The sequence below is a fragment of the Streptomyces triticirhizae genome (genome assembly GCF_003696235.1).
Taxonomy (GTDB): domain Bacteria; phylum Actinomycetota; class Actinomycetes; order Streptomycetales; family Streptomycetaceae; genus Streptomyces; species Streptomyces triticirhizae.
This window is the reverse complement of record NZ_RFFJ01000021.1, coordinates 1-15,161: the sequence shown is the minus strand read 5'-3', so window position 1 is coordinate 15,161 and position 15,161 is coordinate 1. Positions and strand designations below refer to the sequence as shown.

Here is a 15,161-nt window from a genome sequence, read left to right as displayed (position 1 = left end):
CGCGAAGGGGCAGGGGTGTGGATGGGTATCGAGGAGGGAGCAGGATGACCGAGGCAGCAGCGAGTCCCCCGACATCAGGGACGCACCGCTGGGTGAGTCTGATGGTCCACGACGTGTCGGTCGCTCAACGGTTCTACGGTGAGCTGTTCGGCTGGGAGTTCGACGCCGGGCCGGCTCAGCTGGGCCCCTACGTCAGGGCGCTGCGCGACGGCCACCCGGTGGCCGGTCTTGGGGAGTTGGCGTCCGGGGTGCGGAGCACGGCGGTCGCCTGGCTGCCGTACATCGCCACCGAGGACGTGGACGTGACCGCCGGCACGATCCGCGAGTGTGGCGGGACGGTGGCGGTGGGTCCGATCGAGGTGGACCAGGTGGGACGCCTGGCCATCGCCTCGGACGTCAACGGGGCGGTGTTCGGCCTCTGGCAGGGCGGGCCCCGCCGGAGCCGGCCGTTCTACGGGCCGACCGGCACCCCGGAGTGGAACGAGCTGATCACCGCCGACACCTCGATGGTGAGCAAGTTCTACAGCAATGTCCTCGGGTACGAGGCGGCCCCCGAGCCGGCGCTGCCCGAGGGGATGGACTATCTGACGCTCAGGCTGAACGGGCGTCCGGTGGCCAGCATCAGGGGCGTCGGCGCGCGGGCGCTGCCGCCCGACCGTGGTCCGCACTGGCAGACGTACTTCTCCGTGCCGGACGTGGACCAGGCGCTGCGCGACGTCGAGCGGCTGGGCGGGCGGGCGTTGAGCGCGCCCGAGGTCTCGCCGTTCGGCCGGTGGGCCAAGGCGGCCGACCCCGAGGGCGGGATCTTCGCGGTCGTCCGCCCGCCGGGGCGCTGACCGTCGGCCGGTGCGGGCTCAGCGCTGCTGCCGGGGTACTCCTTCCGTGGGAAGCACCTCGGGCGAGAGTTGACCCGCGCCGGCCGTGGCGGCCGTGAGGCGTCTGCGGTGGTGGCGGCGGCACAGCACCTCGTAGCCGACCTCGCCCCGCGCCCCGTCGGGGCCGGTGGCGACGTCGCCGACCACCACCTGGGCGCCCTCGACGACCATCCGGCCGCCGACCGTGCGGGCGTTGTGGGTGGCGCGCGCCCCGCACCAGCAGAGCGCCTCGACCTGGAGGACCTCGACCCGGTCGGCCAGCTCGATCAGCCGCTGGGAGCCGGGGAAGAGCCGGGTGCGGAAGTCGGTGGTGATGCCGAAGGCGTAGACGTCGATGCCCAGGTCGTCGACGACGCGGGCGAGTTGGTCGACCTGCGTGGGCGAGAGGAACTGCGCCTCGTCGGCGATCACGTAGTCCACCCGGCCGCCGGCGGTCAGATGGCGCACCAGATGGGCGTGGAAGTCGAAGTCCTCGTCCGTCTCCGTGGCCTCGGCGACCAGGCCGAGCCGCGAGGAGATCCGGCCGGCGCCGGCGCGGTCGTCGCGGGTGAAGATCATGCCCAGCAGGCCGCGCGCGGAGCGGTTGTGCTGGATCTGTAGGGCGAGGGTGCTCTTCCCACAGTCCATCGTGCCGGAGAAGAAGGCGAGTTCAGCCAAGGGAACGGCTCCAGGTCAGGTGCGGACTTCCAGCAGCGGTACCAGCTGCTCTGCGGGGGTCAGGGAGCCGTGCATCCCGATCAGGGCCGACTCCCTGGGCTCGGACTCGCTGGCGATCACCGCCGCGACACCCGTCATCGCCACCACCACGTCCCCGATCCTGGGACGGACGCGGGCGGCGACCTCGTCGCCCGGCGGGCCGAACCAGCCCAGCTCCACGGCCTCGTCCCGGGTGGCGACCCAGGCGTCCTCGGCGAGGACCTCGCGCCAGACGGCGTGCACGTCGGCGGCGGCGCCCGGCACCGCGTAGAGGTGGCGGGCCCGGCCCTCGCCGCCGAGCTGGGCGACGCCGGCGCGCAACTCCCAGTCGTGGTCGAAGTCGAACCTGGCCTCCTCGGTGACCGGGACGTCGATCATGCCGTGATCGCCGGTGACGTAGAGGACGGCGCGCGGCGGGAGTCGCTCGGCCAGCCGCCGGGCCAGGCCGTCCACGAGGACCAGCTGCTCGCGCCAGGCGTCGGAGTCCACGCCGAACCTGTGCCCGGCGCCGTCCAGCTCGGCGTAGTACGTGTAGACCAGGGTGCGGCCGGCCTCGCCCAGCCGGCGCGCGGCCACGTCGATCCGCTCCTCGACGGCGGAGCGGCCCAGGAAGGCGCCGCCGGAGAGGGCGACCCGGGTGAGCGGGGTCCGCTCGAAGTGCGGCGCCGAGACCTGGCAGGTGGCGACGCCGGCCGCGTCGGCGCGGCGGAAGAGCGTGGGGTGCGGCTGCCAACGGCCCGGGTCCGTCCAGGGCTCCCAGCGCAGCTGGTTCATCAGGGCGCCGCTGCCCGGGTCCAGCACCCGGTATCCGGCCAGGCCGTGCGCGCCGGGCGGCAGCCCGGTGCCGAGCGAGGCGAGCGAGGTGGCGGTGGTGGAGGGGAAGCCCACCGTGATGGGCGCGCCGGCGCCGGCGCGGGAGGTGGGCAGCAGCGAACTCAGGAACGGGGCCAGCTCGGCGTGGGCGCGCAGCTGCTCCCAGCCGAGGCCGTCGACCAGGAAGACGCAGACCCGGTCGGCCGGCGGGAGGGCGAAGTCGGGCCGGCCGCCCGGGACATCGAGGCCGGCGAGGACGGCGGGCAGCACGTCGGCCAGCGATCCGGTGCCGTAGCGGGGGGCCGGGGCCTGCCGTGGGTCGAGGGGGCTCGGCGGCTCGGGCCAGTCGCCGGAAGGGGAGCTTGACGCCTGGCCGCCGTCGGGCCTGGGGATCACCTGCCGGACACCGCGGTCGCCTCGGAGAGCGCCTGGGCGAACTCCAGTGCCTGACGCACCGTCTCCGGGCCGTCGCCGGCCTCGCTCACCCGCAGCGACAGGTCGTCGGCGGTGGTGGAGCCCGTGTAGCCGTGGTCGGCCTCGCAGTTGGGGTCGCCGCAGTTGGCCGGCTCCATGTCGATCCGGGAAACGGCGCCCCAGCCGATGGTGAGCACCACCTCGCGCGGCAGGGTGCCGGGGACGTAGGACTGTGGGTCGGCGACCACCCGGCTGAGCACGACCGAGGAGATCCTGCTGAGCTTGACCGACTCGGTGGAGGTGGTGGCGTAGGGCGTCGGGGCGTTGCCGTCGGCGGGCTGCTCGTCGGTGTGGCTGACGATGAAGCGGGTGCCCGTGAGCACCAGCACCGTGGCGTGCCGGCGGACCTCGTTGCTGTCGAAGGTCGTCTCCTGATGGACCAGGAAGGAGCCGACGGGCTCCCGCCCCACGGCGGCCTCCACCGCCTCGGCGACGAGCGCTGGGTAGTAACCGCTGCGCTCGATCGCCTCCCGCAGCCCCTGGGACGTGGTACCGGTCTTCGCCATGGGCCCATCCTAAGGGGCGAGTCCGACAGCACAGGGGGCGCTCGGCGGGGAAATCCGCACGCTGGGTGGGTTCTTCCCGGCCACGCCGGCGGCGCCTCGCGGGACGGCGCGTCCCTGCCGTGGGCGGGCGGCCGGTCAGTAGGCGGGCAGCCGGCGCGGGCCCAGGTCGGGTCGGGGTGGCGGCGGGGCGACGCGGACCGTCGCGGAGAGCACGGCGACGCCGCGCTCGGCGACGACCACCGGGTCGAGTTCGACGGCGCCGATCTGGGGGTGGTCGTCGACGAGCCGGCCGAGGCGGCCCAGCAGCGCCTCCAGCGCGCCGGTGTCCACCGGCGGGGAGCCGCGCCAGCCGAAGAGGATGGGTGCGGCGCGGATGGCGCGGACCAGGCCGGCGACGTCCCGGTCGGTGACCGGAATCAGCCGGTGGGCGACGTCGCCGAGCAGCTCGGAGGCCGGCCCGGCGAGGCCGAAGGAGAGCACGGCGCCGATCGCCGGGTCGACCGTGGCGCGGACGACGGTGTCCACGCCCCGGGCCGCCATCCGCTGGACGGTCGGGCGTGAGCGGGAGGGCTCGCCGAGGCGTTCGGTCAACTCGCGGTAGGCGCGGCGCAGTTCGGCCTCGGTGGCCAGGTCGAGCCGGACGGAGCCCGGCGTCGCGCGGTGCCGGGCCCTGGGGGCGGTGGCCTTGAGAGCCACCGGGTAGCCGAGCGCCTCGGCGGCGGCGACGGCCTCGGCTGCGGTGGGCGCGGGGCGGCTGGGCAGCAGCTCGACGCCGTAGCTGGCGAGGAGTTGGGCGGTGGCCTCGGGCGGCAGCGGGGTGTCCCTGGCCGTCGTCTGACCGGCCACCTCGGCGAGCAGCCGGGCGGCGGCCGGCTTGTCGAGGTCGGGGAACTCGAAGGCGCGGCCCCGGCTCTCGGCCCCGGCCAGCCACTCGGCGTGCCGCACGGCCTGGGCCAGGGCGCGGGCGGCGCGCTCGGCGGACGGGTAGGTGGGGATGGACCGGGCGCCGATCTCGCGGGCCAGCTCGTCGAGCGCGAGTTGGGCGACCACCACCGGCTTGTCGCCGCGCGCGCCGGCGCTGGCGGCGCGCAGCGCGGCGGCCAGCTCGTCGGGGCCGAGGACGCCGGCGACGGTGGGGGCGAGGGCGACCAGCACGGCGTCGGCGCCGGGGTCGGCGAGGGCGGCGGCGACGGCGGCGCCGAACTCGGCGGCGTCGGCGGCGTCCCGGACGTCGCCGAGCGGCAGCGGGCGCAGGCGCTGGGCGCGGCAGGCGTCGTGCGCGCTGAGGGCGACGGCCTGGGCGTTGCCGAGGACGGCGACCCGGGGGCCGCCGGGGAGCGGCTGCTGGGCCAACAGCAGCCCGATGTCGACCAGTTCGACGGCGGTGTCGGCCTGGATGACGCCGGCCTGGCCGAGCAGCGCGGCGACCGTCTCCTCGGGCGCCTGGCTGGCGGGCACGATGTGGCCCAGCGGCGGGGCGCCACCGCTGTGCCGGCCGCCGCGCACCACGACCACGGGCTTGCCGGCCTGGGCGGTGCGGCGGGCGAGCCGGGTGAACTTGCGCGGGTTGCCCACCGACTCCAGGTAGAGGAGGGCGACGCGGGTGCGTTCGTCGTCGTGCCAGTACTGGAGCACGTCGTTGCCGGAGACGTCGGCCCGGTTGCCGGCGGAGACGAACGTGGAGAGGCCGCCGCCGCGCGACTCCAGCTCGTCGAGGACGGCGATGCCCATGGGCGCTGACTGGGTGAAGAGGCCGATGCGGCCGGCAGCCGGCAGCCGGGGCGCGGGGCTGGCGTTGAGCCGGGTGTCGGGCGCGGTGTTGATGACGCCGAAGGCGTTGGGGCCGACGATCCGCATCCCGCGCGCCCTGGCCCGGCGGACCAGTGCGCGCTGCTGGCTCGGGGAGTGCCCCGAAGCCATCACGACCAGGCCCTGGACGCCGCGCTCCGCGCAGTCGTCGAGCAGCCCGGCCACCTCGGCCGCGGGCACGGCCAGCACCGCGAGATCGACGGGCGCGGGGATCTCCCGCACCGAGCGGAACGCCGGCACGCCGCCCAACACCTTGGTCTCGGGCGGCAGTTCGCGGTTGACGGCGGCCAGGCGGCCGGTGAAGCCGCCGGCCAGCAGCCCGGCCAGCACGGTGCGCCCGGCGCCGCCCGCGCGGCGTCCGGCGCCGACCACGGCGACGCTGCCGGGCGTCAGCAGCCGGTGGACGGAGCGGGCCTCGGCCCGCTGCTCGCGGGCCCGCATCACGGCCAACGACTCGGCGGTCGGCGCCAGGTCGAGCGTCAGGTGGACGGCGCCGTCGGCGTAGGAACGCCGCTGGGAGTAGCCGGCGTCGGTGAAGACCTTGATCATCTTGCGGTTGGCCGGCAGCACCTCCGCCTCGAAGCGTCGCACCCCCCGCTCCCTGGCGACGGCGGCGATGTGCTCCAGCAGCGTGGAGGCCAGGCCCCGCCCCTGGTGGGCGTCCTCGACGAGGAACGCGACCTCGGCCCGGTCGGCCGGCAGCGAGGCGGCCCGGCCCTGCCGGTCGATCCGGTCGTAGCGGACGGTGGCCAGGAACGCGTCGCCCACGGTGGCCGCCAGGCCCACCCGGTCCACGTAGTCGTGGTGGGTGAAGCGGTGCACGTCCCGGTCGGAGAGCCGGGGGTAGGGGGCGAAGAAGCGGTAGAACTTCGACTCGTCGGAGACCCGTTCGTAGAAGCTGACCAGGCGCTCGGCGTCGTCCGGGGTGATCGGCCTGATGTGCGCCGTGCCGCCGTCCCGCAGCACGACGTCGGCCTCCCAGTGCGCGGGGTAGGCGGGTTGGGCGGATGCCTCCATGTGCTCAGCGTACGGTTGGCATGGTCGCAACGGGCGGCCCGGGACCCGCCCGCGTCCGTCCGTCCACCCCGTCCCAAGGAAGGACACTCACATGGTCGAGCGCCGCGTCACCATCGGCTGGTCCGAGGGGCTGCACGCCCGTCCCGCCTCGATCTTCGTGCGGGCCGCCACGGCCACCGGGGTGCCGGTGACGGTCGCCCGGGCCGGGGGCACCCCGGTGAACGCGGCGTCCATGCTGGCGGTGCTCAGCCTCGGCGCGCAGGGCGGCGAGGAGATCGTGCTGGCCTCGCCGGCCGAGGGGCCCGAGGCGACCGGGGCGGCCGAGGCCGCGCTGGAACGGCTGGCGAGGCTCGTCTCCGACGGCCTCGACGAACTTCCCGAAACGGTCTGAACGGTCTGAGGAATTCCGTCGCACGACCCGTTTCGCGGAGCGTTTCACGGGTTTGTTCGCCGACCCTTCAGCACCGCCCGGAAATTGGGCAGCAAAGAAAAACACCGACGCGTTGACGCGCGTGTTTCGGCCGCCTTCTCCGGCGGTCCGGGTGTTCTGCGTCAGGTGTATACGGTTCCTGTTAAATCTGGCCGCGCACCGTGTTGACGGCAGGTTTCCTGGTACTCACGGCGCCCACGGCCGCGGCGTGGAACTGCCGCCTGGCCGGGGTGGCCCGGGCCAGCTGCGCGGCGGACAGCGCCCTGGCGCGTTCGGCGTCCCCGCGCGCGATGGCGTCCACCAACGCGCCCCGCTCCTGCCACAGCGCGACCGCGCCGGCCAGCGGCTCGCCGGTGTAGAGCCAGGTGATCTTCCGCCTCAACTGCACCAGCAGATCGCTGAGTCCGGGGCTACAGGTGGCCTGCGCGACCGTCTCGTGGAACCAGTCCCCCAGCGACCGCAGGTCCGACTCCTGGCCCTGCCCCGCCCGCTGCCGCCCCAGCCTGACCAGGCCCCGAAGCACCTTCAGGTGCGCCTCGGTGCGCCGTTGGGCCGCCCTGGCCGCGCCCAGCGGCTCGACGAGGGCCCGCACGTCCAGCAGGTCGGCGGCCTCCCGGTCCCCCAACTGGGCCACGCAGGCGCCGGCATGACGCCGCGACACCACGAAGCCCTCGGACTCCAGGGTGCGCAGCGCCTCGCGCACCGGGACCCGGGAGACCCCATAGCGCTGTGCCAGCTGCTCCTCCGCGAGCCGGGAGCCCGGCAGCAGCACCCCGGCCACGATGTCGTCCCGGATCGCGGTGCATACCGTGTGCGCGGAGATACGCATAAACAACCCCCACAGACATAGCCGGCACTGCCCTGTCGCATTACTACCGGGTCACTCACCCGAACTGTATGGCAAAACCACGGGAATGCCGATAGCACCCCGGGCGAACCGGCCCCCTTTCGGTCAGTCGTCCGGAAGAATCCTCCGGGCGCGCGACGCGTCGGCACGGCGTAAAACGACGGAGAGCGCGCCCGGCGCGGGCGCGCTCTCCCCGGTCGCACGGACGGCGCTACGCGCCGACCACCTCGACCTCGCCGATGCCCAGCTCCCGCACCGGGTCGGCGATCTGCTTGGCGTCGCCCACCAGCACCGTCACCAGCCCGTCCGGCGGGAAGGCGCGGACCACCGCCGCCGTGGCCTCGACCGTGCCGACCTCGGCCAGGCGGGCGTAGAGCGTGGCCTGGTAGTCGTCCGGCAGCTCCTCCTCCACCTGGTCGGCCAGCGCGCCGGCGACCGCCGAGGCGGTCTCGAAGCTCAACGGCGCGACGCCGACCAGGAACTGGACGGCGGCGTCCCGTTCCTCGTCGGTCAGCCCCTCGGCGGCCAGGGTGCGCAGCACCTGCCACAGGTCGGCCAGCGCGGGCCCGGTGACGTCGGTGGCCACCGAGCCCCTGATGCCCAGCAGCGAGAAGCCGTCGCCGGCGGCGCTGGAGCGCAGCACCTGGCTGGAGGCGCGGATGCCGTAGGTGTAGCCCTTCTCCTCCCGCAGCACCTTGTCCAGCCGCGAGGTGAGCGTGCCGCCCAGGCAGTACACGCCAAGACGGTGCGCCGGCCACACCGGGTCGTGGCGGTCGGGGCCGACACGGGCGATCAACAGCTGGGTCTGCACGGCGTCCGGGCGGTGCACGATCACCACGCGCGGGGTGTCCCGCACCTCGACGGGCGAGACGCGGACCGGCTCGGCGGCCGGGCCGCTCCAGGCGCCCAGGGTCTCCTTGAGCACCGCGTCCAGGTCGATCCCGGTCAGGTCGCCCACGATCACCGCGGTGGCCGAGGCCGGCCGCAGATGCGCGGTGTAGAAGTCGCGCACCGCCGCCGCGTCGATGCCGCGCACGCTCTCGGCGGTCCCCTGGCGCGGCCGGGAGAGCCGGGAGTCCTCGGGGAAGAGCGTGGCGTAGAGCGTCATCGCCGCGCGCCGCCCCGGGTTGGCCAGCTCGTGCGGGATCTCGTCCAGCCGGTTGGCGACCAGCCGTTCGATCTCGTGCTCGGGGAACGCGGGGGCGCGCAGCGCGTCGGCGACCAGCCGTAGCGCGCCCTCAAGCCGGGAGGCCGGCACCTCCAGCGAGACCCGGACCCCGACGTGGTCGGCGAACGTGTCCAACGTCGCGCCGCAGCGCTCCAGTTCGGCCGCGAACTCCTCGGCCGTGTGCCGGTCGGTGCCCTCCGAGAGGCCGCGCGCCATGATCGTCGCCACGCCCTCCAGGCCACGGGGCTCGGCGTCCAGCGGCGCGGTCAGGTTGATCTCCACCGCGATCACCCGCTGGCCGGGGCGGTGGGCGCGCAGCACGGTCAGCCCGTTGGGCAGCGCGCCGCGCTCCGGCGCGGGGAACGCCCACGGCTTGGGCGCACCGCCCGTGGGGCGCGGGTGGAGCGTCATCTCCGCTCCGGCGCCCGCCGCGTTTCCACTCGCCTCGCTCACTGCTGGCCCCCCTCGTTCTCGTCCGCCGGCTCCTGCTCGGAGGTGCTCGGCGTGGGCTCGTAGACCAACACCCCACGGTTGTCCGGGCGGAGCCGAGCGGCGGCCACCGCCTGGACCTCCTCGGGCGTGATGGTCAGGATGCGCTGGACGGCGCTGAGCGCCAGCGTCGCGTCGCCGAACAGCACGGCGTACTTGCACAGTTCGTCGGCCCGGCCGCCGACCGTGGCCAGCCGGTCCAGCCACTCGCGCTCCAACTGGGCCTGGGCGCGCTCCATCTCCTCGGGCGTGGGACCCTCGGCGGCGAACCTGGCCAGCTCCTCGTCGACGGCCGCCTCGATCTCGGCGATCTCGGCCTCGCCCGAGGCCTTGACGTCCAGCCAGCCCATCGAGGGCGCGCCGGCCAGCCGCAGCAGCCCGAACCCGGCCGAGACGGCCGTGCGGTCGTGGCGCACCAGCCGGTTGTAGAGCCGGGAGGACTCGCCGCCGCCCAGCGCGGTCAGCGCCAGGTCGGCCGCGTCGGCCTCCCTGGTGCCGTCCTGCGGCAGCCGGTAGACGGCCATCAGCGCGCGCGCCGGCACGTCCTCCCGCACCACCTCGCGCACCTCCTCGCCGATCACGTCGGGCAGCGTGCCGTCGCGCGGCGGGCGCTTCCCGTCGTGGCCGGGGATGGTGCCGAAGTACTTCTCCACCCAGGCCAGCGTCTGCTCCGGGTCGATGTCGCCGACCACGGCCAACACCGCGTTGTTGGGCGCGTAGTAGGTGCGGAAGAACTCCCTGGCGTCCTCCAGCGAGGCCGCGTCCAGGTCGGCCATGGAGCCGATGGGGGTGTGGTGGTACGGGTGGTCCTCGGGGAAGACCATCGAGGTGAGCTTCTCGAACGCGGTGCCGTAGGGCACGTTGTCGTACCGCTGCCGGCGCTCGTTCTTGACGACGTCGCGCTGGTTCTCCATGGACTCCTCGTCCAGCGCGCTCAGCAGGGTGCCCATCCGGTCGGCTTCCAGCCACAGCGCCAGCTCCAACTGGTGGGCCGGCATGGTCTCGAAGTAGTTGGTGCGCTCGAAGCTCGTCGTGCCGTTGAGGGAGCCCCCGGCCGACTGGACCAGCTCGAAGTGCCCGTTGCCCGTGACTTGTCGCGAGCCCTGGAACATGAGGTGCTCGAAGAGGTGGGCCAGGCCGGTTCGGCCCCTGACCTCGTGCCGGGAGCCGACGTCGTACCAGATGCAGACGGCGGCCACCGGGGTCAGATGGTCCTCCGAGAGCACCACCCGCAGGCCGTTGGCGAGTCTGTGCTCCGTCGCGGTGAGCCCACCGACGGTATCCTCCGTGCTGGCCGTGTGGCCCATGGACATGAGGTCCCTTCGCTCGGTCGGTGCAGATGCCTGTCACCTTATGCAAGGTGAGCCGGGGTGTGCGAAGTTCCCGGTTGTCAGCGGGGCGGTCCACAATGGTCGCCAGCAACCGCCCGCCGTACGAAGGAGCCCTGCCGCGATGGCCCGCCGCAGCAAGCAGTCCCCGCCTCCTGAGGAGTTCGAGGAACGCATCCTCGACATCGATGTCGTCGATGAGATGCGGGGCTCCTTCCTGGAGTACGCGTACTCCGTCATCTACTCGCGCGCCCTGCCCGACGCGCGGGACGGCCTGAAGCCGGTGCAGCGCCGCATCCTCTACCAGATGCACGACATGGGGCTGCGGCCCGACCGCTCCTACGTCAAGTGCGCCCGCGTCGTGGGCGAGGTGATGGGCAAGCTCCACCCGCACGGCGACTCGGCGATCTACGACGCGCTGGTGCGGATGGCGCAGCCGTTCTCGATGCGGCTGCCGCTGGTCGACGGCCATGGGAACTTCGGTTCCCTGGGGAACGACGACCCGCCCGCCGCCATGCGATACACCGAGTGCCGCTCGGCCTCGGCCGCCGGGCTGATGGTCGCGTCCATCGACGAGGACACGGTCGACTTCGCGCCGAACTACGACGGCAGCGAGCAGGAGCCGGCCGCGCTGCCGGCCGCCTACCCGAACCTGCTGGTCAACGGCTCCAGCGGCATCGCCGTCGGCATGGCGACCAACATGCCGCCGCACAACCTGGGCGAGGTCATCGCCGCCGCCCGCCACCTGATCCGGCACCCGAACGCGGACCTGGAGACGCTGCTGCGCTTCGTCCCCGGGCCCGACCTGCCCACCGGCGGCAGGATCGTCGGCCTGGACGGCGTCAGGGACGCCTACCGCACCGGCCGGGGCACGTTCCGGATGCGGGCCACGGTCACGGTGGAGAAGGTCTCCGCCCGTCGCAGGGGCCTGGTCGTCACCGAACTCCCCTTCGCCGTGGGCCCGGAGAAGGTCATCGGCAAGATCAAGGACCTGGTCAACGCCAAGCGCCTCCAAGGCATCGCCGACGTCAAGGACCTCACCGACCGGGAGAACGGGCTGCGCCTGGTCATCGAGGTGAAGAACGGCTTCAACCCGGAGGCGGTGCTGGCCCAGCTCTACAAGCTGACGCCGATGGAGGAGACCTTCGGCATCAACAACGTGGCCCTGGTGGACGGTCAGCCGCTCACCATGGGGCTGCGGGAGCTGCTCCAGGTCTATGTCGACCACCGCTTCGAGGTGGTGCGCCGGCGCAGCGAGTTCCGGCGGACCAGGCGCAGGGACCGACTGCACCTGGTCGAGGGCCTGTTGGTGGCGCTGCTGGACATCGACGAGGTGATCCGGCTGATCAGGTCCAGCGAGAACGCGGCGGCCGCGAAGGAGGCTCTGATGGGCCGGTTCGCGCTGTCGGAGATCCAGACGCAGTACATCCTGGACACCCCGCTGCGGCGGCTGACCCGCTTCGACCGGCTGGAGCTTGAGTCCGAACGGGACCGGCTGCGGGAGGAGATCGAGCAGCTCACCACGATCCTGGAGTCGGACGCCGAGCTGCGGAAGCTGGTCTCGTCCGAACTGGCCGACGTGGCCAAGAAGTTCGCCACGCCCCGGCGCACCGAGCTGGTGGAGGCCGAGGGCGCGCCGGTGGACGTGGTGCCGCTGGAGGTCTCGGACGACCCGTGCCGGGTGCTGCTCTCCTCCACGGGCCTGCTGGCCAGGACCGCCGACGGCGAGGGCTCGTTGGGCGAGGGCGCCAAGCGCGGGAAGCACGACGTGATCGTCTCGGCGGTGGCGTCCACGATCAGGGGCGAGGTGGGCGCGGTCACCTCGACCGGGCGGCTGCTGCGGATCTCGGTGGTGGACCTGCCGGCGCTGCCGCCGGCGGCCTCGGCGCCCAGCCTGGCGGGCGGGGCGCAGCTGTCCGAGTTCGTCTCGCTGGGCGCGGACGAGCGGGTGGTCTGCCTGACCACGCTGGACGAGTCCTCGCCCGGTCTTGCCATCGGCACCGAGCACGGGGTGGTCAAGCGGGTGGTCCCCGACTACCCGGCCAACAAGGAGGAGTTGGAGGTCATCTCGCTTCGCGAGGGCGACCGGATCGTGGGCGCCGCCGAGTTGCAGACCGGCGAGGAGGACCTGGTCTTCGTCACGGACGAGGCGCAGCTGCTGCGCTATCCGGCCTCGCAGGTCAGACCGCAGGGCCGGCAGGCCGGCGGGATGACCGGGGTCAAGCTGGGCGCGGGCGCGCGGGTCATCTCGTTCACGGTGGTGGACCCGGCGCGGGACGCGGTGGTCCTCACGGTGGCCGGCGGCTCGGGCACGTTGGACGACTCGCTGGGGACGGCGAAGATGACGCCGTTCGACCAGTTCCCCCGGAAGGGGCGGGCCACGGGCGGGGTGCGCTGTCAGCGGTTCCTCAAGGGCGAGGAGCGGCTGGTCTTCGCGTGGGCCGGCGCGGCGCCGGCGCGGGCGGCCGGCGCGAACGGCGCGCCGGTGGAGCTGCCGGAGCTGGACCCGCGCCGCGACGGCTCCGGCACGCCGCTGGCCAAGCCGGTGAGGGCGGTGGCGGGGCCGGTGGGCTGACCCGGTCCCCCCTGGCGGGGAGACCGGGCACGGCCCGGGAGGGCCGGGGCCGGGGGCCGCTGGCGGCGGATGCGGACCTGGCGGGGCTGCCGCAACGTGCGCCGCCCGGTGACCGGTTGGGGCGGCTGCCGCCGCGGGCCCCGGGCCCCGGGGCCGGGAGCCGCCTGCGGCGGGGCGGGGATTGCCCGCGGCACGGCGAGGGATGCCTCCGCCAAGGGCGAAAGGTGCCGGTGCCCGGGCCGGAGGCCCCCTGCAACGGCAGCGGGGGGGTACCTGCGGCCAGGCCGGAGGCCCCCTGCGGCCGAGGCCGTTGTCGCCATCGGGACCGTCCGGCGACGGGCCGGGCGCCGAGCCGCGCCGGCGTTGTGCCGCCGCTCGGGCCGGAGAAGACGGTTCAGTCGGCTACCGGCTGGCTCAGGCTTCCGCGTACGGCGGTGTCCGCGCGGCAGTCGAGACCGTCCCGCTCGGGACCGGTCTCGGACAGACGCCGCCGCGCCCACAGCAGCAGCGCCAGTACGCCCAGCATGAGCACCGCGTTGGCGGCGTACTTGGCCGTGTAGGAGACCTCTCCGAGCGGCTCGACCATGAAGGACAGTGCCGCGTTGGCCACCAGCGCGGCGCCTCCGACCGCCAGCACGTGCCCGCGCCCCCACCCCGCCCGCCGGGACCACCGCACCACGAGTCCCCCGAGCAGCACGAGCGTCAGCAGATCCAGCACGGTCCCCGGTCGGCTCGGGGGCAGCAGGTGGTGCACCGTCATCAGCGCCATCGCGACGCCCCCGGCCAGCCACGGCGCCGGCACCCACCCGGCACGCCTCGGGGCGCGCCGACGCGGGACCAGGAAGGCCGCCGTCGCCAGGGCGACGGCCACCGCCGCAGCGGCGCCGAGCTGTGCGGGCGAGGCCATGAAGTCCCGGGTGTGCTCGTGGAAGATCACCAGCACGGCCAGCCCGTAGTCGGGGTTGAACAGGCTCTGGTCGACCAGCCCGGCCTGGATCACGCCGAACGCGGCGCTCAGCAGGAGGATCGACAGCCAACCGCGCCCGGTCCCGCGTATCACCTCACGGATCATCACGGCAGCCGTGCCGTAGAGCGGGGCCAGGATCAGCAGCCCGCCGAGCAGTTCCACCGGATCGCCCATGACCTCCAGGTAGCCGATGAGGTACTCGGCGCAGATCGGGGAGAGCAGCAGCAGCCCGAGGATCGGCCCGATCCTGCGCCGCAGCGGAGGCATCGGGGTGCGAGTGGTGCGGGCTGAGGCCATGAGCGTTCCTTCGGCAGGGGATCGGCGGTCGGCTCGCAATAACAGACCGATCACTCGGTCTATTATTGGCGCACGGGGTCGCTAAGGTGGAACCGCCCCCGGAGGACTCAGGTAGTAGGCGGGAACAGCGCGATGAGAACGGTCGACCCGGCCAAGCACCAGGCACGCCGGCGGCACATCCTGAACGCCGCGACCGGCCTGTTCGCGGCCAAGGGCTACGAACGCACCACAACCGCCGAGATCTGCAAGGCCGCCGGGATCAGCGCGGGCAACCTGTTCCACTACTTCCCCAACAAGCGGGCCATCTTCGTCGCGGTGCTCGACGAGGAGGGCCACGACAAGGCCGAACGGCTGGCCCAGGCCCGGGAAGCCGACGACCCCCTGCTGGCGCTGATGGATCTCGTGGACTACCTCGCCGCCCCCGCGGTCGAGCCGGTGGTGCCCGCACTGGTCATGGAGGCGATGGTCCAGGCCCACCGCGACCCCGAACTCGAAACGCTGCTGAGTCGCGGCAACGCCGACGAGCACGCGGCGATCGCCACGCTGCTGACCCGAGCCGCCGCCGACGGCCGGATCGACCCCGGCCTGGACCCGGACAGCACGGCGACATGGATCATGGCCCTGATCGCCTCGGTCTTCACCAGCGCGGCCACCAGTCCGGGCTTCGATCCGGCCGAGCAGCTGCCCACCCTCCGCCTCATCCTGACCCGCTTCCTCGAGGCGAAGCCGCGCGGCTCCTAGGGCGTTTCGTTTGGATCATCGGATCGTTGGGCTGGGTGTGCCGTTAACTGATGCGCAGTGGGCGCGGATTGAGCCGTTGTTGCCGGACCGGACGCCGAAGCGGGGTGGCCGCTGGCGGGATCATCGGCA

12 protein-coding genes are annotated in these 15,161 nt (G+C 73.7%); 4 read left to right on the top strand and 8 right to left on the bottom strand.

What is annotated here, in order from left to right; translation table 11 throughout:
* Positions 1–101 precede the first annotated feature (101 nt).
* A complete protein-coding gene (locus EBN88_RS06540; protein WP_407703381.1) occupies positions 102–836 on the top strand; it encodes a VOC family protein in 735 nt (244 codons plus the stop codon).
* An 18-nt stretch (positions 837–854) separates the two neighbouring features.
* Here the strand turns inward: EBN88_RS06540 and EBN88_RS06535 are convergent, their stop codons facing one another.
* From EBN88_RS06535 to EBN88_RS06525, 4 genes are all read right to left on the bottom strand, one after another.
* Positions 855–1,532 (bottom strand): thymidine kinase, encoded by a 678-nt coding sequence (locus EBN88_RS06535; RefSeq protein WP_122182851.1) that lies wholly within the window; start codon positions 1,530–1,532, stop codon positions 855–857.
* 15 nt (positions 1,533–1,547) lie between these two features.
* The gene (locus EBN88_RS06530) at positions 1,548–2,777 is read right to left on the bottom strand and encodes an alkaline phosphatase family protein (RefSeq protein ID WP_233580502.1); all 1,230 of its coding nucleotides are present in this window, start codon (positions 2,775–2,777) and stop codon (positions 1,548–1,550) included.
* Positions 2,777–3,364 (bottom strand): DUF5998 family protein, encoded by a 588-nt coding sequence (locus EBN88_RS31635; RefSeq protein WP_233580499.1) that lies wholly within the window; start codon positions 3,362–3,364, stop codon positions 2,777–2,779. Before EBN88_RS31635 ends, EBN88_RS06530 begins: the two co-directional genes overlap by 1 nt.
* 135 nt (positions 3,365–3,499) lie before the next feature.
* Positions 3,500–6,190, bottom strand: coding sequence for a bifunctional acetate--CoA ligase family protein/GNAT family N-acetyltransferase (locus tag EBN88_RS06525; RefSeq protein WP_122182850.1), 2,691 nt, complete (start codon positions 6,188–6,190; stop codon positions 3,500–3,502).
* 91 nt (positions 6,191–6,281) lie between these two features.
* Between EBN88_RS06525 and EBN88_RS06520 the strand changes: the two genes are divergently transcribed.
* Positions 6,282–6,581, top strand: a complete 300-nt coding sequence (locus EBN88_RS06520; protein WP_122182849.1) for an HPr family phosphocarrier protein — start codon at positions 6,282–6,284, stop codon at positions 6,579–6,581.
* 181 nt (positions 6,582–6,762) lie between these two features.
* Here EBN88_RS06520 and EBN88_RS06515 read toward each other — a convergent pair whose 3' ends face one another.
* The 3 genes from EBN88_RS06515 to EBN88_RS06505 all read right to left on the bottom strand — a co-directional run bounded on the left by EBN88_RS06515 (position 6,763) and on the right by EBN88_RS06505 (position 10,431).
* Entirely contained in the window at positions 6,763–7,449 is a 687-nt protein-coding gene (locus EBN88_RS06515; RefSeq protein WP_122182848.1) for a GntR family transcriptional regulator, read from the bottom strand.
* Positions 7,450–7,678: 229 nt separating this feature from the next.
* Complete coding sequence (locus EBN88_RS06510) at positions 7,679–9,046, bottom strand: M16 family metallopeptidase (RefSeq protein ID WP_122182847.1); 1,368 nt, start codon at positions 9,044–9,046, stop codon at positions 7,679–7,681.
* A gap of 38 nt (positions 9,047–9,084) precedes the next feature.
* Positions 9,085–10,431 carry a M16 family metallopeptidase gene (locus tag EBN88_RS06505; protein WP_199742281.1) on the bottom strand — a complete coding sequence of 449 codons (1,347 nt, stop codon included), beginning with the start codon at positions 10,429–10,431 and terminating at the stop codon, positions 9,085–9,087.
* Between the two features lie 145 nt (positions 10,432–10,576).
* Between EBN88_RS06505 and EBN88_RS06500 the strand changes: the two genes are divergently transcribed.
* Positions 10,577–13,027, top strand: coding sequence for a DNA gyrase/topoisomerase IV subunit A (locus EBN88_RS06500; protein WP_122182845.1), 2,451 nt, complete (start codon positions 10,577–10,579; stop codon positions 13,025–13,027).
* Between the two features lie 394 nt (positions 13,028–13,421).
* On the opposite strand, the gene EBN88_RS06495 is transcribed toward EBN88_RS06500, so the two are convergent.
* Positions 13,422–14,291, bottom strand: a complete 870-nt coding sequence (locus EBN88_RS06495; RefSeq protein ID WP_199742278.1) for a hypothetical protein — start codon at positions 14,289–14,291, stop codon at positions 13,422–13,424.
* A gap of 132 nt (positions 14,292–14,423) precedes the next feature.
* Here EBN88_RS06495 and EBN88_RS06490 point away from each other — a divergent pair, with 132 nt between their 5' ends.
* Positions 14,424–15,032 carry a TetR/AcrR family transcriptional regulator gene (locus EBN88_RS06490; RefSeq protein ID WP_122182844.1) on the top strand — a complete coding sequence of 203 codons (609 nt, stop codon included), beginning with the start codon at positions 14,424–14,426 and terminating at the stop codon, positions 15,030–15,032.
* Positions 15,033–15,161 lie beyond the last annotated feature (129 nt).

Bases quoted from the DNA above. Each gene is read 5' to 3' on its own strand.
- EBN88_RS06540 (WP_407703381.1), top strand. From the start codon at position 102: ATGGTCCACGACGTGTCGGTCGCTCAACGGTTCTACGGTGAGCTGTTC.
- EBN88_RS31635 (WP_233580499.1), bottom strand. From the start codon at position 3,364: ATGGCGAAGACCGGTACCACGTCCCAGGGGCTGCGGGAGGCGATCGAG.
- EBN88_RS06525 (WP_122182850.1), bottom strand. From the start codon at position 6,190: ATGGAGGCATCCGCCCAACCCGCCTACCCCGCGCACTGGGAGGCCGAC.
- EBN88_RS06520 (WP_122182849.1), top strand. From the start codon at position 6,282: ATGGTCGAGCGCCGCGTCACCATCGGCTGGTCCGAGGGGCTGCACGCC.
- EBN88_RS06515 (WP_122182848.1), bottom strand. From the start codon at position 7,449: ATGCGTATCTCCGCGCACACGGTATGCACCGCGATCCGGGACGACATC.
- EBN88_RS06510 (WP_122182847.1), bottom strand. From the start codon at position 9,046: ATGACGCTCCACCCGCGCCCCACGGGCGGTGCGCCCAAGCCGTGGGCG.
- EBN88_RS06505 (WP_199742281.1), bottom strand. From the start codon at position 10,431: ATGGGCCACACGGCCAGCACGGAGGATACCGTCGGTGGGCTCACCGCG.
- EBN88_RS06500 (WP_122182845.1), top strand. From the start codon at position 10,577: ATGGCCCGCCGCAGCAAGCAGTCCCCGCCTCCTGAGGAGTTCGAGGAA.
- EBN88_RS06495 (WP_199742278.1), bottom strand. From the start codon at position 14,291: ATGGCCTCAGCCCGCACCACTCGCACCCCGATGCCTCCGCTGCGGCGC.
- EBN88_RS06490 (WP_122182844.1), top strand. From the start codon at position 14,424: ATGAGAACGGTCGACCCGGCCAAGCACCAGGCACGCCGGCGGCACATC.